19 protein-coding genes, 1 tRNA gene and 1 riboswitch are annotated in these 21408 nt (G+C 33.6%); of the genes, 17 read left to right on the forward strand and 3 right to left on the reverse strand.

Annotated features, from left to right (window positions below):
* The first annotated feature begins 262 nt into the window (after positions 1–262).
* The 7 genes from CLOLE_RS05995 (at position 263) to CLOLE_RS06025 (ending at position 7117) form a co-directional block, all read left to right on the forward strand.
* Positions 263–676, forward strand: a complete 414-nt coding sequence (locus CLOLE_RS05995) for a C-GCAxxG-C-C family protein (protein WP_013656182.1) — start codon at positions 263–265, stop codon at positions 674–676.
* Between the two features lie 264 nt (positions 677–940).
* Positions 941–1978, forward strand: coding sequence for a hypothetical protein (locus CLOLE_RS06000; protein ID WP_013656183.1), 1038 nt, complete (start codon positions 941–943; stop codon positions 1976–1978).
* Between the two features lie 16 nt (positions 1979–1994).
* Positions 1995–2258 carry a CD3324 family protein gene (locus CLOLE_RS06005; RefSeq protein WP_013656184.1) on the forward strand — a complete coding sequence of 88 codons (264 nt, stop codon included), beginning with the start codon at positions 1995–1997 and terminating at the stop codon, positions 2256–2258.
* Between the two features lie 95 nt (positions 2259–2353).
* On the forward strand, positions 2354–3196 hold the full coding sequence (locus tag CLOLE_RS06010; RefSeq protein WP_013656185.1) for a 4-phosphopantoate--beta-alanine ligase: 843 nt from the start codon (positions 2354–2356) through the stop codon (positions 3194–3196).
* A gap of 68 nt (positions 3197–3264) precedes the next feature.
* A riboswitch (TPP riboswitch) is annotated at positions 3265–3371 on the forward strand.
* 168 nt (positions 3372–3539) lie between these two features.
* Positions 3540–4847, forward strand: a complete 1308-nt coding sequence (gene thiC, locus CLOLE_RS06015; protein ID WP_013656186.1) for a phosphomethylpyrimidine synthase ThiC — start codon at positions 3540–3542, stop codon at positions 4845–4847.
* A 363-nt stretch (positions 4848–5210) separates the two neighbouring features.
* Positions 5211–5750 (forward strand): energy coupling factor transporter S component ThiW, encoded by a 540-nt coding sequence (gene thiW, locus CLOLE_RS06020; RefSeq protein WP_013656187.1) that lies wholly within the window; start codon positions 5211–5213, stop codon positions 5748–5750.
* Between the two features lie 551 nt (positions 5751–6301).
* Complete coding sequence (locus tag CLOLE_RS06025) at positions 6302–7117, forward strand: PhzF family phenazine biosynthesis protein (RefSeq protein ID WP_242825773.1); 816 nt, start codon at positions 6302–6304, stop codon at positions 7115–7117.
* Positions 7118–7344: 227 nt separating this feature from the next.
* On the opposite strand, the gene CLOLE_RS06030 is transcribed toward CLOLE_RS06025, so the two are convergent.
* Entirely contained in the window at positions 7345–8241 is an 897-nt protein-coding gene (locus CLOLE_RS06030) for a D-alanine--D-alanine ligase (protein ID WP_013656189.1), read from the reverse strand.
* A gap of 226 nt (positions 8242–8467) precedes the next feature.
* Here CLOLE_RS06030 and CLOLE_RS06035 point away from each other — a divergent pair, with 226 nt between their 5' ends.
* Complete coding sequence (locus CLOLE_RS06035) at positions 8468–8995, forward strand: putative immunity protein (protein ID WP_013656190.1); 528 nt, start codon at positions 8468–8470, stop codon at positions 8993–8995.
* Positions 8996–9129: 134 nt separating this feature from the next.
* On the opposite strand, the gene CLOLE_RS21705 is transcribed toward CLOLE_RS06035, so the two are convergent.
* Complete coding sequence (locus CLOLE_RS21705) at positions 9130–9831, reverse strand: helix-turn-helix transcriptional regulator (protein ID WP_162145068.1); 702 nt, start codon at positions 9829–9831, stop codon at positions 9130–9132.
* A 206-nt stretch (positions 9832–10037) separates the two neighbouring features.
* Between CLOLE_RS21705 and CLOLE_RS06045 the strand changes: the two genes are divergently transcribed.
* The 5 genes from CLOLE_RS06045 to CLOLE_RS06065 all read left to right on the forward strand — a co-directional run bounded on the left by CLOLE_RS06045 (position 10038) and on the right by CLOLE_RS06065 (position 16218).
* Positions 10038–11003, forward strand: coding sequence for an ABC transporter permease (locus CLOLE_RS06045; protein WP_013656192.1), 966 nt, complete (start codon positions 10038–10040; stop codon positions 11001–11003).
* Complete coding sequence (locus CLOLE_RS06050; RefSeq protein ID WP_013656193.1) at positions 10993–11961, forward strand: iron chelate uptake ABC transporter family permease subunit; 969 nt, start codon at positions 10993–10995, stop codon at positions 11959–11961. The genes CLOLE_RS06045 and CLOLE_RS06050 overlap by 11 nt, the downstream gene beginning before the upstream one ends.
* A complete protein-coding gene (locus CLOLE_RS06055) occupies positions 11958–12713 on the forward strand; it encodes an iron ABC transporter ATP-binding protein (protein WP_013656194.1) in 756 nt (251 codons plus the stop codon). The genes CLOLE_RS06050 and CLOLE_RS06055 overlap by 4 nt, the downstream gene beginning before the upstream one ends.
* A 280-nt stretch (positions 12714–12993) precedes the next feature.
* Complete coding sequence (locus CLOLE_RS06060; RefSeq protein WP_013656195.1) at positions 12994–13995, forward strand: siderophore ABC transporter substrate-binding protein; 1002 nt, start codon at positions 12994–12996, stop codon at positions 13993–13995.
* A gap of 147 nt (positions 13996–14142) precedes the next feature.
* Positions 14143–16218 carry a methyl-accepting chemotaxis protein gene (locus CLOLE_RS06065; RefSeq protein ID WP_013656196.1) on the forward strand — a complete coding sequence of 692 codons (2076 nt, stop codon included), beginning with the start codon at positions 14143–14145 and terminating at the stop codon, positions 16216–16218.
* 81 nt (positions 16219–16299) lie between these two features.
* Here the strand turns inward: CLOLE_RS06065 and CLOLE_RS06070 are convergent, their stop codons facing one another.
* Positions 16300–16689 (reverse strand): DUF4870 domain-containing protein, encoded by a 390-nt coding sequence (locus CLOLE_RS06070; protein WP_013656197.1) that lies wholly within the window; start codon positions 16687–16689, stop codon positions 16300–16302.
* A gap of 195 nt (positions 16690–16884) precedes the next feature.
* Here CLOLE_RS06070 and CLOLE_RS06075 point away from each other — a divergent pair, with 195 nt between their 5' ends.
* The 4 genes from CLOLE_RS06075 (at position 16885) to CLOLE_RS06090 (ending at position 19852) form a co-directional block, all read left to right on the forward strand.
* Complete coding sequence (locus tag CLOLE_RS06075; protein ID WP_013656198.1) at positions 16885–18300, forward strand: glycosyl hydrolase family 18 protein; 1416 nt, start codon at positions 16885–16887, stop codon at positions 18298–18300.
* A gap of 53 nt (positions 18301–18353) precedes the next feature.
* Positions 18354–18436, forward strand: a tRNA-Leu gene (locus tag CLOLE_RS06080).
* A 124-nt stretch (positions 18437–18560) separates the two neighbouring features.
* The gene (locus CLOLE_RS06085) at positions 18561–19496 is read left to right on the forward strand and encodes a tyrosine-type recombinase/integrase (RefSeq protein ID WP_013656199.1); all 936 of its coding nucleotides are present in this window, start codon (positions 18561–18563) and stop codon (positions 19494–19496) included.
* A 140-nt stretch (positions 19497–19636) separates the two neighbouring features.
* The gene (locus CLOLE_RS06090; protein WP_013656200.1) at positions 19637–19852 is read left to right on the forward strand and encodes a hypothetical protein; all 216 of its coding nucleotides are present in this window, start codon (positions 19637–19639) and stop codon (positions 19850–19852) included.
* Positions 19853–21408 lie beyond the last annotated feature (1556 nt).

Genomic DNA, 21408 nt, shown 5'->3' on the forward strand with positions numbered 1-21408 from the left:
TTCATTTTGAGCTTTAGTTTTCATAAGTAGTCTCCTTATAAATGATAAAAATATGTAGAATATTAAGATTATTATATAGTGAGTAGGTTAAACAATCAATTTAAATAAAAAAATTTAAAATTGATATCTCTATAGAGGAAATGCTGTGTACTGCAATAGGAATTAAAGATTCAAAACTAAAGAGAGTTAGTATATAATAGCTTTATAAATACTTAGGCTATTATAGAAAGCAAATAAAATACATAAATAAAGGAGATAGATCATGAACAGTAAGGTAGATGAAGCATTAGCCCTTTTTAAAGAAGGTTTTTCTTGTTCACAAGCTGTATTTGCAGCTTATGCTAAAGATTTAGGTATGGATTATGAAATGGCCCTTAAAGTATCACAAGCTTTTGGTGGCGGTATGGGTGGTATGAGAGGTGAATGTGGAGCTGTAACAGGTGCCTACATGGTGATTAGCCTTTTATATGGTAGAACTAAAGCTGAAGATGGAGAAGCAAGACTTAAGACCTTTACCATGGTAAAAGATTTTGCAAAACGCTTCAAAGAAAAACAAGGAAGTACAGTATGTCGTGATTTATTAGAAAATAAATCAGGTAGCCATTATGATATGTGTAGTGATTATGTAAAAGATGCATGCATCATTTTAGAAGAGATTTTAGAAGAATATAAATAAATGATAATAGTTGATACATAGGGGCTCATATAAAAGCACTAACTTTTTTAGAAAAGTTAGTGCTTTTATATAAGAAACCTTTCTTAGCCAATAGAGAGGTGCATTTTCATTTTCTTACTTGGTAGGTAGGCCTCATTAAAATACTACCAATAGGTATAAAATAATTAGAAAAATACTGGGGATGGAATACAAATTAGTCTGACTTTATAATCAGTATATAAGCAGTCGACTGATTTGATTTAATAAATAACAGGGAGGAAGAAAATGAAATATTTATCTAGACCATTAATAGATTGGGCGATTCATGAAATTGAAACCAAGTACCCAGAAGATATCAGTATATTAGTAGGTCATAAAGGATGGCGTATACCAGAAGATGGGGAAGAGGTGGCTTTTAACTTTTTCATTCCAGCTACCGATAAAGGCTATTCTTTAGCACAAACCTTCATCATTAATGAAATTGGCTATGATTTATTTCCTATGTCATGGGAAAGAGTAGAAGGCCTCGCTGAAGTAAATGAAAGTTTAACCACTTGCCTTGCTGATGGTATTATTTTATATGCCAGGAATGAGAAAGACAAAGCACGCTTTATTCAATTACAACAGGCATTAAAAGACCACTTAGCAGACCACAGTTTTACTTTTAATAAGGCTTTAGAAAAGATTAATAGTGCCATGGAACTTTATAAAACTATGGCATTTGAGGAGTCCTTATGCCATGTGAGAAAGGGAGCAGGTTTTATAAGCCAATATTTAGTCGAAGCGATAGCAACAAGCAATGGGACTTATATGAAAAATGGCCCACAAGATATCATTTCAACATTAAAAGATTTTAAGCAAGTACCTGTGCATTTCATAGGGTTATATGAGCAGTTGATTAAAGCTGAACAAGTAGAAGTAATCAAAACACTAAGTTATGAGCTCATCAAGATGACAAGGGACTTTTTTTCAAGTAAAGATACAAGAGTAATAAAAGAAGAAGAGTGTGAGTTTCAGGATTTGGCTGCATGGTATGAAGAAGGGCGTTATACTTTTAGACGTATTGGCTATTATTGTGAACAAAATGACCCATTTAACAGTTTTTCTTGGGGATATCATTTTCAGCGTGAATTTGATTGTATTCAAAAGGATTTTGGACTTAAGGAAATGGATTTGCTAGGGGTATTTAATCCAAATGACCTATCCATTTTTAAAGAAAGGTTAGATGAGATTGAAGCATATATTGTATCTGAAATAAAAGCACATGGAGTAAAAATACGAATTTATGATACCTTAGAGGCATTTTTAAATCATATGAATTAAGAAAGGGCGATGTGCAGTGAAATACAAAAATGCCGCTGATATTTTGCCTGATCAACTTCTGAGAGAAGTGCAAAAGTATACTTCAGGAGAGGCTCTTTATATACCTAAATACAAAGCTCGCAAAAAGTGGGGAGAAGGTTCAGGTGCTAAAGCTTTTTATGATAAGCGAAATGAAGAAATTCGTATAAAATTCGCTAGTAAAATAGCTATTGACGTATTAGCAGAGGAATATAATCTTTCAGTAGAAACGATTAAAAAGATTGTTTATAACAATAAATAATCTTTTTAGAAACTTGTAATAGAAGTGAAATACAAACTAATAGGTGAGTTGTGTTATAATGAGGGCGAATACTTATGAGGTAAGGAGGATGGAACATGGATATTATGACATCATTAGAAGCTATGACAGCTAAGCTCGATCGCATAGGTAGGAGGTCTATAGGCCTTATTATGACAAAGGGTGCTTTACATGAAGGGCATATAGCTTTGATAAAAGCAGCAAGAGCTGAAAATGAATATATTATAGTAAGTAGTTTCTTGCATCCACATGAGTTTTCTTCTGAAGAAGCTTATAAGCTCTATCCTAGACAGGTGGAGGAAGATCAGGAAATAGCTAGTAAAGCAGGAGTAGACTTTTTCTTTTGTCCAAGTTATGAAGGACTTTATCCTAATGGTAGTAGTACTTATGTAAGTATCTATACACCACTTATGAATCGTCTTGAGGGTCAAATACATCCTAAGTATTATCAAAGCTTTTTAACTACGGCAAATTTACTACTAAGTTGTATTAGACCACAGCGTTACTATATCAGTGAAAAGGATTTTCAAAAAAAAGCCTTACTTAGTCAGCTTATACGTGATTTTCACTATGTTTGTGAAATAAGAGTCTTACCTACCGAGAGAGAAGCAGATGGACTTATTATAGGAAGTAGAAATACTTTATTAGAGCCAGAAGAAAGGCGATTAGCACCGCTTCTTTATCATACGCTTAAAAAAGCAGAGTTAGCTTATCAAAGAGGAAATATTAGTAGTTATAAGCTTAAATTACTTTTAGAGACAGAAATAAAGCGCTATTATCGTATTCAGCTAGAATATGTGGATGTGTTAGAAATAGAACGCCTGACAAGTATAGAAACCATTATTGAAGAAGCGCTTATAGTAATGAGTATACGTCTAGGGAGCGTAAGGCTTTCAGATTATATTTATCTTAATAAATAAAGGTTGATTTAGAAGAAATATTCTGATATGATTTGCTTGTATGAAATTAATATTTAAATAATACATAAAATAAGAAAAAGGGGAGTCTGTGCGACAGGCTGAGAGGAAACTAAAGTTTCGACCCATAACCTGATTCAGATCATGCTGACGTAGGGAAATATTCGAGGATAGCACTTCGAAAGAAGTGTAAGTAACAGGATATGCCGAAGCCAGCATATCCTGTCTTTATTTTAAGCTAAGAAGGTGAAGTATTTTTTAGTTAAAGGGCTATTAGCTCTATAAATAAAGTTTCAAATGGATATGTAAGGTTACAGAGAAACTCCCTTTAAAAAGGAGAGATTACATGAAATATCATACACAAATGGAAGCCGCAAAGAAAGGTATAATCACTAAGGAAATGGAGATTGTAGCTAAAAAAGAGTATATGGAAGTAGAAAAGCTTAGGGCCTTAGTAGCAAAAGGTGAAGTGGCTATCCCATGCAACATTTATCACAAATCTCTTTCTCCAGAGGGAATTGGTACGGGTCTTAAAACCAAGATCAATGTCAATTTGGGGATATCAGGAGATTGCAAAAACTATGAAGTAGAATTTGAAAAGGTGAAGGTGGCACTTAAGTTTGGTGTGGAAGCTATTATGGATCTTAGTAATTATGGGAAAACAAATACCTTTCGTAAGCAACTTATTGAGATGTCTACAGCTATGATTGGTACAGTACCTATGTATGATGCTATTGGGTACTTGGAAAAAGATTTAGTACATATTACACCACAGGATTTCTTAAAGGTCGTAGAAGCTCATGCCAAAGAGGGTGTTGACTTTATGACGATTCATGCAGGGATTAATAGACGTGCAGTAGAAGCTTTTAAACGTGAAGGACGTAAGATGAATATTGTTTCTAGAGGTGGTTCTCTCTTGTTTGCTTGGATGGAGATGACAGGAAATGAAAATCCATTTTATGAATATTATGATGACGTATTAGAAATTTTAAGACGTTATGATGTTACCATTAGTCTTGGAGATGCCTTAAGGCCAGGATGTCTAGAAGATAGTTCAGATGCAGGACAAATCGGAGAGCTTATTGAACTTGGCTATCTAACTAAGAGAGCATGGGCAAAAGACGTGCAGGTTATGGTAGAAGGCCCAGGTCATATGGCAATGAACGAAATAGAGGCCAATATGAAACTACAAAAACGTCTATGTCATAATGCACCTTTTTATGTATTAGGACCATTAGTAACAGATATCTTCCCCGGTTATGACCATATTACTTCAGCCATCGGTGGTGCTATAGCAGCAGCTAGTGGTGCTGATTTCTTGTGTTATGTGACACCAGCTGAACACCTAAGATTACCGGATGTAAGTGATGTTAAAGAAGGAATCATAGCAAGTAAAATTGCAGCGCATGCAGCAGATATTGCTAAGGGCTTACCACATGCAAGAGATTTAGATAACAAGATGGCAGAAGCAAGACAAAAGTTAGATTGGGAAGAAATGTTCGAAGTAGCTTTTGATGGAGATAAGGCTAGGGATTACTTTGAAAGTATGCCACCAGCTGAAAAACACAGTTGTTCTATGTGCGGTAAAATGTGTGCTGTTAGAACAACCAATCGCATCTTAGAAGGTAAAACAGTGGAATTACATGAAGAGTAAGAATGAATAATGAAATATTAGGTGTTGAGAGTGAAGAAACAAATAATCAGTGCATAACTTATTATTCATTTTAAATTTTTATATAGGGAAATAGGTCTGAAAAGATGAGGAAGACTAGCAAATGGAAGGGGAGCACCTTGCATTTGTTTTCAGAAGGACAATTAAATAGCTAGGGAACTCGTGTTTCGAGGTGAGAGGAAGCTTTTAAGTTTCGACCGACCAAATGAAGCTAGTGCTGCATAGAGGCTATTTAATTGTACCTAAGATTATCTTGTTTTTTTGAGGTTTAGAGAGTTAGGACAATAGCCAAAGAAGGTATAAGGTCTCTAGCACTTAAATAAATCAAAAGAAAGAGGTAAGAAAATGAAAACAAAAAATGCTATATTAAGAATGGTGATGCTTGCTATATTAATTGCTGTTGGCGTAGTCATTTCACCGATTTTAAGAGTAGAGGGTATGTGTCCAATGGCTCACTTTATTAATGTGGTATGTGCTGTGTTATTGGGGCCAGCAGATGCTTTTCTATGTGCTTTACTTATAGGAATCATTCGTATGCTTTTTATGGGAATTCCACCTTTAGCTTTAACAGGAGCTGTATTTGGGGCTACTTTATCAGGTGTTTTTTATAAACTTTCAAAAGGTAAAGTATTAGCAGCTGTTATTGGAGAAGTTGTTGGAACAGGTATCATTGGGGCTATAGTATCTTATCCGGTTATGACTTATATTTGGGGTAGGACAGGCCTGACTTGGTTGTTTTATGTTCCCTCTTTTATTGGAGGAACACTGATTGGAGGCACAGTGGCATTTATCTTCTTAGGAGCACTTAAAAGAATCGGCATGCTTAGTAAGGTGCAGAGGAAGCTAGAAAGAGAAGAAGATAGACGGGAAGGAATGGAAATTTAAAACTGAATGATGACTTCATTTTATGATAGTAGTTAAAGACAACAAAAATAGCTCTCCAAGTAGTATCAATACTTGAAAAGCTATTTTGGATTCCAGACTCTTGAAATGAACTTTCGTGACTAGCTAAGTAGACCTTAGGCAAAGCGCAAAATGGCTCCTCAGCACGTATGCGCTATAGCGTAGTGCCTACTAAGACTAGCTATGAAAGCCAAACCAATGAGTGAGGAGCTCCTAAAAGTCTTGGCCGGTGCACCCTATGCTAGGAAGATAAGACCTTAAGACTCTGGTTTAAAACTTTATTTTGGGTAATGCGAGGTATAAAAACATTAAAAATAACTTATAAATGGCGCCTTCCTTGCAGCGCACAAGTGAACATTTTCCTTAAGTCCAGAGGTACCTATAACAATAGATTGAGACTTGGCTGACCCGGTCAGTTCCTCAAGTTGAAGCTGTGGTAATTATGCCGTGGGAAGTTATTTATTTTGTTTTTACACTTATGTATATGTAGTCAAAAATCCGATTCCCTAATAAGAAATAAAATAATTACCAAAATGAGGATAAAGAAAGGTGTTCGTATGAAGATTACCATGTATCAAGTAGATGCTTTTACTAATGAGCTTTTTAAAGGAAATCCTGTTGCAGTTTGCCTGACGGAAAAGCCCTTAAAGGAAGCATTAATGCAAAAAATAGCAATGGAAAATAATTTGTCAGAGACCGCATTTTGTTATAAGGAAGGTGAGTGCTATCAGATTCGTTGGTTTACGCCAGAGGTAGAAATCGACTTATGCGGACATGCTACTTTAGGAACAGCGTATGTTTTATTTAATGAAGTAGAACAAGGAAAGAAACAAATTACTTTTAAGTCACAAAGTGGTGAGATTATTGTCACAAGGAATAAGGAACGCTTTACTTTAAGTTTTCCAGTAAGAGAGGGAAGGGCGATCACTCCAAGAACAGATATTATCAAAGCCTTAGGTGGTAATCCTATAGCTTTTTATGAATCAAGAGATGTGATGGTCGTTTATGAAACAGAGGAGGAGATTGCGAACTTAAAACCAGATGTAGGTCTTGTTAATCGTTTAGATGTTTTTGGTATCATAGTAACGGCAAAGGGTAATGAAGTAGACTTTGTATCCAGATATTTTGCACCAGGGTGTGGTGTATTTGAAGATCCGGCAACAGGTTCTTCTCATTGTACTTTAGTACCTTATTGGGCTAAAATATTGGGGAAAAATCAGTTCCTAGATAAGCAGCTATCTAAAAGGGTAGGAACTTTTTATTGTGAGCTAAAAGAAGACAAGGTTTATATTAGTGGTGAAGCTATTCAGCTCTTTAAAACTAGTTTTGAAATTGATTTAAATAAATAAACTGAAAAATATCCTTTTAGTGTGAAGCTAAAAGGATATTTTTGTCATGACTATTATTTATAGGGGCAGGTGGTTCACTATGAATAAGCTGTATGTCGCCACTTGAATATAGAGATTACACAGATGAGCTACTTCTTTGTTCTAGACTCTTATTTAACATCTTATTTTTAACCTTAATATATGAAGGTAAGAAGTAGAATTTCTAATAAAGAATTTTATTCCTATTACTAAATCATAGAAGTTCTAATGATAGCGTCAATAAGCGTGGTAAAATCTATTCCTTTAGCCTTAGCACTTTGAGGAATCAAGCTTGTTTCTGTGAGGCCGGGAAGTGTGTTAATTTCTAACACATAGATAGTTTCGTTTTTAATAATGAAATCAATTCGGCAATAGCTTTTACAGTTAAATAAAGCCCATATTTTTTCTGCAATCTGTGTCACCTTATCTTGAAGGATTGAAGGTAGGAGCGCAATTTCTTCAAGAGCACCATTAATAGTATATTTAGAATTATAATCAAAAAACTGACCAAACCGAGGTTTAATACAAACCGTAGGAAAGACTTCACCATCTAAGACAAAAGAAGTAATTTCTTCACCGGCTATATATTCTTCAATCAATAGTTCTTCATCATATTTGAAGGCTTCATCGATAGCTGACAATAAATCAGTTTTATTTTCTACTTTACAGGTTCCAATGCTAGAACCGCCAGTATTAGGTTTAACAATAAGCGGGTAGTTTAAGGTGCTCGTTATACTTGAATTTAATGGTTCACTGGCTTTAATGAGTATACCTTTAGGTGTAGTGATATTTTCTGAAGCAAGAAGTTTTTTAGTTAAATGTTTATTCATACATAGTGCACTCGTTAAGACGCGGCAGCCACTATAAGGAATATCTAAGGTTTCTAAAAGAGCTTGAATAGTGCCATCTTCTCCAAAGCGACCATGTAGTGCTAAAAAGGCAAAATCGATGCCACTGAGCTTATCTATAGCCTCTTTTTTTGAATGAAGTACAATAGGAATAGCCTCATATTTAGTTTTATTAATATGCTTTAATACTTCTTCACCACTTTTAAGGGAGACTTCCTTCTCTGAAGAGATTCCGCCCATTATAATGCCGACTTTCATTTTGTCACCTTCCTATTAAAAAAAATAATTATAGTGTTATAACGCCTTGACTAATGCCATTATATGAAAATATATCAATAAAAGGCAGAGCCACGCTTTAACCATTTTAAAGAGAAGATGGTTTGATATTGTTATTGTTTTTAGTGATTGTAGCATTATATATGAGTATGCTAGACTAAGCATATTCATATACAAAAATAAGATAAAAAAGAGAAGGAGTCATGAAATGCCTAAACCACGAAAAATGCTTGGAAGTGTGGATTCACCCTATATTATTTCTCTTATGAATCTCATTGAAACACAAAGTAAGACCACTATTGCCAAGTGGTGTATCGATTATGCTGAAGAACATATACTCTCTATTTATAAAAAAGCTTATCCAAACGATAATCGTTTACGAGATGCGATAAATGCCTCAAATGACTGGCTTGATGGTAAAGTTAAATTACCCATGGTTAAGAAACTAATCTTAGAGGCTCGTGCAGCAGCAAGAGAAGCAGAAGAAAATCCAGCGGCACAAGCAGCTGCTAGGGCTGTTGCACAGGCAGCAACTACAATACATACAACGACTCAGTCATTGAGTCTTGCATTTTATGGTTGTGCGGCTATTGCATATGATCGTGTTGGTATTGATGAGAAGGCAGAGGTTTATGAGCAAATTGCTTCTGAGGAATGTACTAAAATGGAAGCAGCATTGCGTGCTATTGCTGTAGAAAATGAGAAAAATCCAGCTAAAATTAATTGGTATTGTTAAGGATGTGCACAGAATCGCAGAGGATGCTTTAAATCAAAGTATCCTCTGCGATTTTATATATGAATTGAGATGCTACTTTAGTAGTCTAATTTTTATATTTTAAAGGGAGTGATTAATCAACAGGAGTTACTTGTTTATATATTTTGATTACGGTATTCAATGGGTGTCATGCCCACTAGTTTCTTAAAAGTAGTATTGAAATAGCTCGCACTACTAAAACCCACAGATAAAGCAATTTCTAAAATTGAATCTGTTCCTTCTTTTAAAAGGTCTTTACTTTTTTCTACTCGTACCATATTAGTGTAGCTACAAAAAGATTGCTTGGTAGCTTTTTTAAAAATAGTACAAAAGTAACTTTTGTGAAGACCTAGATAAGATGCTAAGGCATCTAGCGTAATAGGTTCAGCATAATGTATTTCAATATAGTCTTTAGCTTTAGAAACATGATAGTTATATTCTTCCTCCACTTCTTCGTGGGTTTGGGTAAACGAACTACCAATGGCATAGAGTAAATCAATAAGATGCACCATACAATGAGCAGGTTTAAAGGGAAGGACATTTTTTAAATGAATATCCGTTGTATAAGGGCCAATTACAAAGCATCCAAGTTCTAAATACTTGGGGTTAATAGCACAGATGGTAAAGGTTCTGCCATCTTCTAGAACATGATGAATCAGAGAATCTTGAGATAAGCGTTCTTGTAAAGTGGCCAGAGTTTCTTTTGAAAGACTTTGTTCTAAAGGATGAGGAATAGTATGCCCCATACTCAGAAATACATGATTATTCTTATTGATGGCACATAAAGCTAAATGACTACATAAATAAAAATTTTCCATTACATTTTCAAGTTCGGTATATAGCACATGAGTCTCCTTTCAAGTACGTTTACAATTCATATTAATATTTTTAAATAAACCTAAATATCGTGTAAGACAACTAATCATTTAGTTGATAAGATTAATTAATAAATGATAATGTTTATCAAAAGCAGATATTTATTTAGTATAACACAGGGGTTATATAGTGTCAAAGGAGACAGAAAGTGGAGAAGTATATTAAGAAACGCTATTTGACTGTGCTACTTATTGGACTTTCAATAGGTTCATTATTTGTAGGGGTAAGTAGTCTTCATATAAATGATTTATTAGCTTTAAAACCAGACAAAGTACAGCTCTTGCTTATAAGTCGATTGCCTAGACTCATTGCTATTATTGTAGCTGGAGTGGGATTAAGTGTAAGTGGGCTTATTATGCAACAGATTAGTAGAAATAAATTTGTATCACCTACTACAGCAGCTACTACGGACTTTGCTAAATTAGGAGTGCTTGTTAGTATGATGTGGCTAGGTAGTACGAGCCAAATGACCAGGATGATAGTTGCTTTTATATTTGCATTAGGTGGTACGTTAGTTTTTATGACGATGATGAGACGTATTCAACTTAAAAACATCATTTTTGTACCTTTAGTTGGAATGATGCTAGGTAAAGTAATAGGCTCTATTACGGCTTATTTTTCATATAAATATGATTTAGTACAAAATATCACTTCTTTTATGGAAGGTAATTTATCTGTGATTATGTCAGGTAACTATGAGATGCTATATTTAAGCATTCCGGTGGTAATAATAGGTTTTCTTTATGCCAATCAATTTACTATTGTAGGTATGGGTGAAGATTTTGCTGCTAATTTAGGTCTTAATTATAAGGCGGTTATGAATATTGGACTTGGTATTGTAGCGATGATTACGGCAGTCACTTTGATTACGGTTGGGAATATCCCTTTTCTAGGACTTATTATTCCCAACTTAGTTACCTTATATATGGGAGATCACTTAAAAAATGCACTTTATCATACCGCACTTATAGGACCTATCTTTTTGCTAATATGTGATATATTAGGACGACTTATTATTTATCCATTTGAGGTTTCCATTGGCATGATGGTAGGGGTTATTGGTGGTGTGATCTTCTTGGTGATGATTTTAAGGAGGGCAGAATATGCAGGGTAAGATGATCAAAGCAGACCGAAGAAGAATACTGCTTCTAGTGATTTTAAGTATCATTTTGATGGCTGCCTTTTTATTGATAGGACTTTCTCCAAAAAGTTTTTCTTATGCACTAGGTAGAAGAATTCCTAAGCTTTATGCCATTGTGTTAGTAGGTGGTGCCATTGGTTTTTCTTCTCTTATTTTTCAAACAGTAACAAACAATCATATTTTAACACCTAGTATATTAGGATTAGATTCTTTATATATGTTAGTTAATACCGTTATTGTTTTTGCGTTAGGAGCAACTAGCAAATGGATTACTAATGCAAAACTTCATTTTGGATTGACACTTGTTTTAATGTTAATTGTTTCTGTTTTATTCTATAAAATTGTATTTAAAAATAAAAGTGGTAATATTTTTTACTTGCTCTTAGTAGGTGTTGTAGTAGGGACTTTGTTTGAAAGCTTTACGACCTTCATGCAAGTTTTAACAGATCCAACAGACTTTTTAACTATTCAAGATAAATCACAGGCTAGTTTTAATCAAATTAACACAGCAGTATTAGGAGCAGCAACACTTTTAATAGGAGGTGCTTTCCTTTACAGTTTTAAGTTTCTAAAAGTATTAGACGTTATGGCACTTGGCAGAGATCAAGCGATTAACTTAGGTGTAGATTATGAAAAAACAGTAAGGCGAATGCTCGTTGTAGTGGTACTCTTGACAGCAGCAGCAACAGCATTAGTAGGTCCCATTACTTTCCTAGGTTTATTGGTTGTTAATATTGCTAGGTATTTTATTAAGTCCTACCAGCATAAACACTTAACAATAGCTATTTGGCTCTTAAGTATTGTCGCTCTTGTAGGTGGTCAACTGATAGCGGAGCGTGTTTTAAACTTTGGTGTAAGCGTAGGAATTATTATTAACTTTGTTGGCGGTGTTTATTTTATCTATTTATTAATGAAAGGACGTGCGAGATGATTCATGTAAAGAATATTTCAAAAGCCTATAGTGGGAAAAAGGTAGTAGATGATGTATCTATTAATATTCCACAAGGTAAGATTACCTCCTTCATTGGTCCAAATGGAGCTGGAAAAAGTACAGTTCTTTCTATTATGAGTAGACTGATGAAGAGAGATAGCGGCTTAGTTATGATAGATGGTAAAGATGTTTTAGAATGGGATCAAAAAGAACTAGCAAAAAAGCTAGCTATCTTAAAACAAACTAACCATATTAATATGCGTCTTACTATTCGTGAGCTTGTGAGCTTTGGTAGATTTCCACATTCAGGAGGAAATCTAAACGAAGAAGATGAAAGACAAATTGATGAAGCACTAGGATATATGCAGCTCACTGATCTTCAGCACCGTTATTTAGATGAGCTAAGTGGTGGTCAAAGACAAAGAGCATACATTGCCATGGTTATAGCACAAAATAGTGAATATATATTACTAGATGAACCACTTAACAATTTAGATATGAAACATTCTGCAGAGATCATGAAGATCTTAAGAAAGCTAGTTGATGAGTTGGGGAAAACTGTTATCATTGTTATTCATGATATTAACTTTGCTTCTTGCTACTCAGATTATATTGTGGCACTTAAAAATGGGATAGTAGAAAAAGAAGGTTACACAGAAGATATTATTAGGGCAGGTGTTTTAGAAGGAATTTATGACATGCCATTTCATGTACAAAGCATTAATAATCAGAATATCTGTGTGTATTTTTAATAAATAAAAAAGGATGCCCTCTACTAAAAAGTAGAGGAACATTTATGAGATATAAATGAGAATGAAAATTATTTAAACTACATTTGTTGAAAGAGATGAAAGGGATGCCTGCCCTCTGGCGTTCTGCTTCTCATCTTAGTAGCAATACACTGAGGATAAGTACCCCTCCCATTTTCATAGGTACATAGTGAGGACGGGTATCCCTTTCATTTCTATCAGCGATGACATATAAAGTTAGCTAGCTAAATAATTACAAAAACAAATAAAAGGAGAATCAATAATGAGTAAGAAATTATTATTAACACTAATGACAGCAGCAGCTATTACTATAACAGGTTGTGGCCAAACTACTACAAATGAAGGTACTGGAGCAGTCAATACAGAAGCACCAGTGAACACAGAAGCATCAGCAACGCCAGAAGAAGGCCAAGAAGCAACAACAGTTAAGGTGGTTCATGCTTTAGGTGAAACAGAAGCACCAAAGAATCCAAAAAATATTGTGGTACTTGAATTAGGGATTTTAGATGCATTAGATGCTCTAGAGATTACACCAGCAGGTTTACCTCTAAGTGGAAGTTTACCAAGCTACTTAGCACACCTAGAAGATGAAAGTCTTTATACAAATGTAGGTTCACTTAAAGAATTAGATATGGAAAAGATTTATGAAATAGAACCAGAGCTTATTATTATTGGTGGCAGACAAGCAGATTACTATGAAGAGCTTAGTAAAATTGCACCAACTGTTAATTTGGCAGTAGACAATGCAGATTACCTGACTTCTTTTGAAACAAATATGAATTATTTAGGTGAAATCTTCGATAAGGAAGAAGAAGTAACAGCAAAAGTAAAAGAAATTAAAGATGCAGTGGCAGAAGTATCAGCCAAAGCGGCAGAAAAAGATGTTAATGCTTTAATAGCTTTAGCTAATGGTGATGCTTTTAGTGTTTATGGAAAAGGTTCTAGATTTGGTATCATTCATAATGAATTTGGTATTAAACCAGTAGATGAAACAATTGAAGTATCTACTCATGGTCAAAATGCTTCCTTCGAATATATTTTAGAGCAAAATCCAGACTACTTATTTGTAGTAGACCGTAGTGCTGTTGTAGCAGGAGAAGGGTCAGCCCCAGCACTATTTGATAATGAACTTATTAAAAAGACAGCAGCAAGTGAAAATGATCGTATCATTTATCTTGATCCAACTGTATGGTATACAGCTGGTGGGGGCTTCACATCGACAATGACTATGGTAAATGAAATTGCAGCGGCGATAGAAAAATAAGTACACAAGATAAGAGCCTAGAATTAACATAATAGGCTCTTATTTTTGTATTTAGAGTAGAGATTACTGCTAATAATATTTGGATTATTTAAAAAAGGTTAAAGATATGCTATAATGAGGTGAAGTGGTTTTAAGAGGGGGTATTTAATGAGAAGAGGTCAGAGGTTAGGAACTAATTCAAAAAAAAGGCAGTTAACCTTTCAAACTAGAAAGAAACAATCATTTAAGCCAACTAGTACAATAAGAAGAAACTTATCTATTAAAACGAGGCTCATAGTATTTTGCTTGTGTATATCTTTAATGGCAGTGTTTATACTTGGGGGTATATACAGCAATGTGGCGAAATCAGCTTTAAGACATAATAGTATACAGCTTAGTACAGAACTCGTTAAACAATCAGTTTTAAATGTAGAGAACTTTGTGTCAAGCATAGAGCAAGCAGTAGATGGGATAGCAGTAACTCAGTTAAGTGACAGTGGATTAGTGGAAAATTATTTTAGCACAGATCTAGGAACACAAGTAAAAGCAAAAAATGAGATTCAAGCACAATTGCTTAGAATAAACGCCCTAAATAGTGACTTAGATGAGATTTTATTTTTGTCCCAGAATGGAAACGTTACCAAAAGAAGCGATTACTTTTCAACAGAAGAGTTCAGCAGTTTTATTGAAGAAGATAAGGTGAACACATTTTCATGGATAACTCATATGAATTTACCAGGAGATAAGGTGTTACTTACAAATAACTATAAGATTCCTAAAAAAGGTGCTAATACCTATACATTAGCTGTAGTTGTTAATCTGGCCAATATTAAAGCTGCTATACAAGAGATGAAAATGATAGATGGTGCGACTATTTATTTAGCTGATCAAAATCAAAAAATCTTATTTTGTAGTAAAGAAGAACAGACCATCATTCCCGAAGATATTACTCAGATAGCATCGGGTATAACAGAGGCCATGAGTGAGCCGATTAATGGTCGTTTAGTAACTTGTGCACCGATTAATAATGGTTGGCAATTCATTGTAGAAGTTCCTATGAATTCGCTTACTTCAGAGTTAGAGTCAGCTAATATTTTATTAGCATTACTTATAATAGGCATTATTATATTAACTTTTATCATAGGTAATATTTTTGCTAGAAGCTTTTCAAAGCCAATCCTTAAGCTTGTTAATTTAATGCAGAAAGCCGAGAAAGGTGATTTTACTGTACAAGTGAGTGGTTATAAAAAGGATGAAGTAGGACAACTGTGTCATAGTTTTAATGAAATGATGCGTCAGACTGGCGAACTTTTAAAGCAAACGCAGCATGTTGTAACAGATACCCTAGAAAGTGGTCATTCTTTACAAAATACAATCTTTGAGACAGTTAATAACATTGAGCAGCTTACAACAGGCATTTCAGATTTAGCAGAAGGGACTATGAAACAAGCTCAAGATACTCAAAAAACCAATGGTTCTATGAATGAGTTAGCTCAGCATATCTATATGGTTAAGCAGAAAACATCAGATATTATAGCTAGTACAGTAGGGGCAACTACCATGATAGAAAAAGCTTCTAACACTATGAAAGCTCTAAATACTACGATGTCAGATTCATTAAATGTGGCAGAAGAAATTGGGCTTAGTATGAATGCACTTAATATACTTAATAAAAATATCAATCATATTATGCAGATGGTAGAAAATATCAGTGAGGAAACTAATTTACTTGCTTTAAATGCTTCTATTGAAGCAGCCAGAGCCGGAGAAGCTGGGAAAGGTTTTTCTGTAGTGGCGAAGGAAGTAAGAAGATTAGCAGATCAGTCCAAGCAATCTGTAGGTGAAGTAAGACAGACACTAGCAACTATGGAAAATCATATGTCAGAGACTTTAAGCTTAGTAGAGGAATCCAGAGTTACCTTTAATACACAAGAAAAAGTGGTTAAAGAAACCTATGAGGTATTCTATAGTATTATTGATATTTTACAACATATGAGTAATGAACTTTTACAAGTTGGTACCCAAGTAGATAGTATGGAAGGCACAAAAGTAAATGTGATGCAGCAGGTAGGACGTATTAGGGATGTTACTCAGGAAGCAGCAGCCACTACACAAGAAGTGAATAGCCTAAGTATACATCAGCAAGAAAGTATGAATCAGTTAACTGTTTTCTCAGAAGCCTTAATAGAACGTATGGAAAAGCTTAATCATACCATACAAGCCTTCAAGGTTACAGAAAAATAATCTAAAAAAGGATTGCCATTTTGGGCAATCCTTTTTTAGATTACGATTAAACTGATGTTTTTGATTGATACGATAAATGGGTTATTTAATTAATCGTGCCACAAAATCCCCGATAAAAGGAATACGGAACTCTTCATAATTGAAAGCTCCAATAACGGCAACGATGGCAATTAAAGTAAAGATAATGCCTACGATAAAACTAGCTAAACCACCTAAGAGTGGAATAACATGTAAGATGCTGATGACAATCACCCTAACCACATAAAGGACAACAGATTGCATAGCGTGGAATTTAACAAGGTTACTTTTCTTTTCCATAAAGAAAATAAGGATAGGAATGAGCCAAGCTATTCTCCAAACGATTGGTAAGTAAGCAGCAATTACAGGGAGAGCATAAGTAAGAATGGCCATTATGTTGGCATCCATGTTGGCAATACTTGATTGATGAGGACTATAACTTCCTTTAGACATAAAACATTTCTCCTTCTATATAATAGTTAAAATTATTATAACATGTTTCCAGAAAATTAAAATTAATATTTGATGAAAAATGGATAAGTTTTACATTAACTTTTAAAGTTATAAAATTTTAATATTTAGATAAGTCAAAGCGTGATACAATAAAAAGAAAATAGTAAAGGTAGGAGAAGAGAAAGGGGATAACTAATGAGAAAATATAAGAAATGGCTAGTGAGTTTTTTATTAGGAACATTTTTGGTAACAACAAGCTATGGTGGTACTGTTATCCAAAATCCTGTGATGCAAAAAGAGTCTTTTATAAACCGCTTACAAACGTTAGAGGTTAATTATAAAGAAACAGCTCAGATAAAAGGAAATCTAACAAGAGAAGAAGCAGCTGTATATCTTGTAAAAGCTTTAGGCCTATCGGGTATTGCTAAAGACTATGAAGAGCAAAAGTTATTTAAGGATGTTACAACTCATCAAGGAGAAATTAATTTAGTTAAGACACTAGGTCTAATGAATGGAACAGGAAGTGAGACCTTCGGGCCTAAAATAGGATTAAGCGTCTCAGCAGCTGAAAGTATATTAAGCCGTTTAGAAGCACTTATTAAAGCAGATATGCAGTTTGAACATGCTTTTTATGCCATTAGTTCTAGTAGCCAAATGGCACTTATTAAAAATTATGATGCGATTAGTTTTGGATGGTCAGAAGTTATTGTAGATGCCAACAAGCAATTTTCTGTAGTAACGGATGGAATAGGCGATTTTAAAGTCCCTTCAGGATTTGAAGTACCTTTAGACGAAGCAAAAGCTAATGGTGTAGCGACCTACTTAATGGTTTATTACGAAGACCAAGGTGGACAAATAAGAGAATTACTTAATGATTCCACCCGAAGAGCTGAAATGATTAGGTCATTAGTTAACTTAACAAAGAAGATTGAAAAAGATGATATAGAAAGAGGTTTTGATGGTTTAACTATTGACTTTGAACAGCTACGAAGTGCAGATTTAAAAGCACCTTATGTGACTTTCTTAAAAGAGCTAAAAATAGCATTAGCAGCAGAAGGAAAGAGTTTAATGGTGGCTGTTCAACCCACTACTTATTTTAAAGGCTATGATTATAAAGGCATTGGAGAAGTAGCAGATCGTGTCATTTTAATGGCACATGATTATGGAGCTAAAAGCTTAAATGTTAATGAACAAAAGCAAGGAATAGTAATGACACCTATGACACCTATTGATGAAGTTTATGCTACCTTAAGGGAAGCAGCTACAGCAGTTGCAGATAAAAGTAAGCTAGTACTTCAAATTAGTTTTGCCAGTACGCAGTGGCAAATGAAAAATCAAGAGGTTATTCACACATTTGCCTATACACCTACATATACTCAGATTGAAACACGTTTAAATACACCAGGAACAGTCAGCTATTATGATGAAATAGCTCAAAATCCTTATGCTATTTATGAAGTAGATGGTGTTAGAAATATCATTTGGTATGAAAATACAAGAAGTATCGAAGCTAAAGAAGATTTAGCAAAGCTACTAGGCATCAGGGGCATTTCTTATTGGCGCCTAGGCACCATACCAGATAGCTATTTAGCTAGTATAAATTTATATTGAAAAATAAAGATAAAGTGATTACAATAAGAGATGGACGAATCATCTATTTTTAAGCAGAGGTGGCGGAATGGCAGACGCGCTAGATTCAGGTTCTAGTGCCCGCAAGGGTGTGGGGGTTCGAGTCCCCTTCTCTGTACGTAATCTCAATGTTTTTCAAATTCTTACATAGGGTTTCAACGCAAAAGCATTCCTACTTTATAGCGCTAGATTTTAATAGTAAAAAACTACAATCTAGCGTTATGAAAAAGGAGTGTTTTTTTATGGGAAAAAGAATACAAATGACTAAAAATGATGGGGTGAAAACTTTAAAAGAGTTGTATGATGACTTTGAAAAAAATTGTAGGATTAGAAACTTATCATCAGAAACAATCAAGTATTATCAAAACTGTTATCACATCTTGTGTAATTACAAGCCAGAAGTTTATCTTGATGAAATCAACAATGAATTTGTAAGGGATTATATCTTGTATTTACAACAAACTATGAAGCCAACAAGTGTTAATTGTCAGCTTAGAGGGTTACGTTCAATTTGCAATCATGCTTTTGATTTAGGCTTAATGCCAAAGCTTATAATTAAGCAATTGAAGTATGATAAAGAGGTTAGAGAAACTTATACAGAGGAACAAATCAAAAAGTTAATCAAGAAACCTAATTTAAAAAAGTGTGGCTTTGTAGAATATCGGAATTGGGTGATTGTTAGCTGGTTCATTGCCACAGGAAATAGAATAGGTACTGTTTTAGAAATAAAAATTAAAGATGTTGATTTAGCAAATCAATTAGTTGTGCTTAGACATAACAAAAATAGAAATCAGAATATCATTCCTTTATGTTCGTCTATTTGTAAAATACTATCAGAATACCTTCAATATCGTAAGGGAGAAGCTGATGATTATTTATTTTGTGCTATGGATGGAAGTAGGCTATCTAAAAGAAGTTTACAATGCAGTATACAAAAATATAATAGGGACAGGGGTGTAAGTATAGCATCATGTCATGCTTTTAGGAGATACTTTGCAAAGCAATGCGTATTGAATGGTGTAGATATATTTACCTTGCAGAAGCTAGGCAACTGGAAGAGTTTAGACGTAGTTAAAAATTATATTAATATATATGCTACTGATATTAAAAATTACGATTCATTTAACCCATTTCAAACCTTGTATTCTGATAATAACAGGCTAAAAATGACTAAATAGTGTGATTTGGGCATATTTTTAGATATACGTGCATAAGCTATAGCAATAGCGTTATAGGGTGATTATACCCATAAATAATTAGGTATTAAATACAGAGTATTAATTATACACTTAGATAAAATATATAGGAGGACTTTCAAATGAGTAAAGAATGGGATGCTATTACGTATGATGAATTGTATGACCTATTTTGTGTTAAATCTTTTCCCGACAGTATGATTGCTAATATGTACAACGTTGAAAAAAAGGAAGTTACAAAGAAAAGACGGAAATGGGATATAACTCAAATGGGTGGAGTTTTAGATAGTATATTTAAAGAACTTGCTAAACAATCAACACAGGATGATAAGCAATAGGTTATATGTATAATATACCAACGACATACGAATATCATACTACAATGCTAAAATCTTAGCTGAGTAAATATGTTTTTTAGTCGTATGATATACGAATAAGATATGAAAGATATAAGAAGTAGAAATGCGCCTCTAAGTCAGCAAGTGATTTAGGGGTGTTTTTGTGCTTGTTATTAAGAAAAAATAATGAATCAAACATGTAGAAAATAACAAAATGCTTACATTTATTGATAGTCATAATCTTTGACTGATTAAAATTTTCCACACTTTTGTGGAAATCTTATCTATAAGGGGGGCTGAAATAAAAAGCTATTTTTTGCTTAAATTTTACTTCACGGATTTTTTAAACATCTTGACTATCAAGGATTTAAATAATAAAACTTCGTCCCTATTATGAGTGGAAGTACCTAAAAAATAATTAACCGTTACATGAATAATTCTCAAAGTCATGAGTATTAATGGTTTGAGGTTGATATGTAAAATTGTCATAATGCACTAATAAGGGGAAGCACCTAAAAAAATAATTAGAGTGGTACATAAACAATTCACAAATTCAACACTATCAATACTTCAACTTTAAAGTATGATTTTGAGATAATCGACTAATAAGGGAAGATAGTTTAAAACTAAATAAGTAAAAATCCTAAAAAAAAGTATTTTTCAAACACAAATAGGTATATACACCATGACTATCAAAACTTTAAGCTTTTATAATTTAAAAATAGCAAAACGTATATAAGCAACTAATAAGGGAAGATAGTTTTAAAAATATTGTTTTCCTAAAACTAAAAATAACAAAATACATATAATACTTGATAACCAAAGCGTTTAGCCAATTAATTTCATTGCCAATACTGGCAAAATATAGTCCATAAGGGGAACAGAAATAAAAATCATCTAAAATAAATAAAAACGCCAAAATGAATTGCAACTTTTTAAGAGTTAAGGTCTTATCAATTGGTAGTCAAGATATTTGATAAGCGATAGAAACGTCATTATATGAGAGAGAAAAATAAAAAATCCTATCACTATTTTGATTACGAGAATAAATATCTTTAAACTTGTGAGTATCAATGATTTGTACGTATCCATCCAAATAGAGATAATGACAATAAGGGAAGCATAGAAATAAGTAAAATAATGAATCGAAGCTACCGTGACATAAAATATCATAAATTATATGACTATCAATAGTTTAATGGCTATGCGTGAAATTGAGATAATGCACTAATAAGGGAAGGCACTTAAAAAAGAATATAAAATATAGGTCGTTCTACCATGAAAACACTTAAACTTATGGCTATCAATGGTTTGAGGTTAATATCTAAAGTTATCAAAATAGTTATTAGGGGAAGGTATAAAATATAGAGAAAATAATTAACGTCTAGGTCGTCCATACGTATGTGTTGGCATAAAACCCATGACTATCAATAGTTTTGTCGTTATTAATTAAAATATAACAAATCTTAGTTAATGTACTAATAAGGGAAGATAGTTTAAAACTAAAAGTAAAAATCCTATTACTATCCTAAAAAAAGTATAAATATCATCAAACT

The organism is Cellulosilyticum lentocellum DSM 5427 (assembly GCF_000178835.2).
Taxonomy (GTDB): Bacteria; Bacillota; Clostridia; order Lachnospirales; family Cellulosilyticaceae; genus Cellulosilyticum; species Cellulosilyticum lentocellum.

What these genes read in the sequence shown, in the direction of transcription:
- CLOLE_RS06050 (WP_013656193.1), top strand. Translation starts at nt 10,993, where the DNA reads ATGCAGGGTAAGATGATCAAAGCAGACCGAAGAAGAATACTGCTTCTA.
- CLOLE_RS06010 (WP_013656185.1), top strand. Translation starts at nt 2,354, where the DNA reads ATGGATATTATGACATCATTAGAAGCTATGACAGCTAAGCTCGATCGC.
- CLOLE_RS06070 (WP_013656197.1), bottom strand. Translation starts at nt 16,689, where the DNA reads ATGTCTAAAGGAAGTTATAGTCCTCATCAATCAAGTATTGCCAACATG.
- CLOLE_RS21705 (WP_162145068.1), bottom strand. Translation starts at nt 9,831, where the DNA reads ATGGAAAATTTTTATTTATGTAGTCATTTAGCTTTATGTGCCATCAAT.
- CLOLE_RS06065 (WP_013656196.1), top strand. Translation starts at nt 14,143, where the DNA reads ATGAGAAGAGGTCAGAGGTTAGGAACTAATTCAAAAAAAAGGCAGTTA.
- CLOLE_RS06055 (WP_013656194.1), top strand. Translation starts at nt 11,958, where the DNA reads ATGATTCATGTAAAGAATATTTCAAAAGCCTATAGTGGGAAAAAGGTA.
- CLOLE_RS06030 (WP_013656189.1), bottom strand. Translation starts at nt 8,241, where the DNA reads ATGAAAGTCGGCATTATAATGGGCGGAATCTCTTCAGAGAAGGAAGTC.
- CLOLE_RS06085 (WP_013656199.1), top strand. Translation starts at nt 18,561, where the DNA reads ATGGGAAAAAGAATACAAATGACTAAAAATGATGGGGTGAAAACTTTA.
- CLOLE_RS06075 (WP_013656198.1), top strand. Translation starts at nt 16,885, where the DNA reads ATGAGAAAATATAAGAAATGGCTAGTGAGTTTTTTATTAGGAACATTT.
- CLOLE_RS06060 (WP_013656195.1), top strand. Translation starts at nt 12,994, where the DNA reads ATGAGTAAGAAATTATTATTAACACTAATGACAGCAGCAGCTATTACT.
- thiC (WP_013656186.1), top strand. Translation starts at nt 3,540, where the DNA reads ATGAAATATCATACACAAATGGAAGCCGCAAAGAAAGGTATAATCACT.
- CLOLE_RS06035 (WP_013656190.1), top strand. Translation starts at nt 8,468, where the DNA reads ATGCCTAAACCACGAAAAATGCTTGGAAGTGTGGATTCACCCTATATT.
- CLOLE_RS06025 (WP_242825773.1), top strand. Translation starts at nt 6,302, where the DNA reads ATGAGGATAAAGAAAGGTGTTCGTATGAAGATTACCATGTATCAAGTA.
- CLOLE_RS06000 (WP_013656183.1), top strand. Translation starts at nt 941, where the DNA reads ATGAAATATTTATCTAGACCATTAATAGATTGGGCGATTCATGAAATT.
- CLOLE_RS05995 (WP_013656182.1), top strand. Translation starts at nt 263, where the DNA reads ATGAACAGTAAGGTAGATGAAGCATTAGCCCTTTTTAAAGAAGGTTTT.
- CLOLE_RS06090 (WP_013656200.1), top strand. Translation starts at nt 19,637, where the DNA reads ATGAGTAAAGAATGGGATGCTATTACGTATGATGAATTGTATGACCTA.
- thiW (WP_013656187.1), top strand. Translation starts at nt 5,211, where the DNA reads ATGAAAACAAAAAATGCTATATTAAGAATGGTGATGCTTGCTATATTA.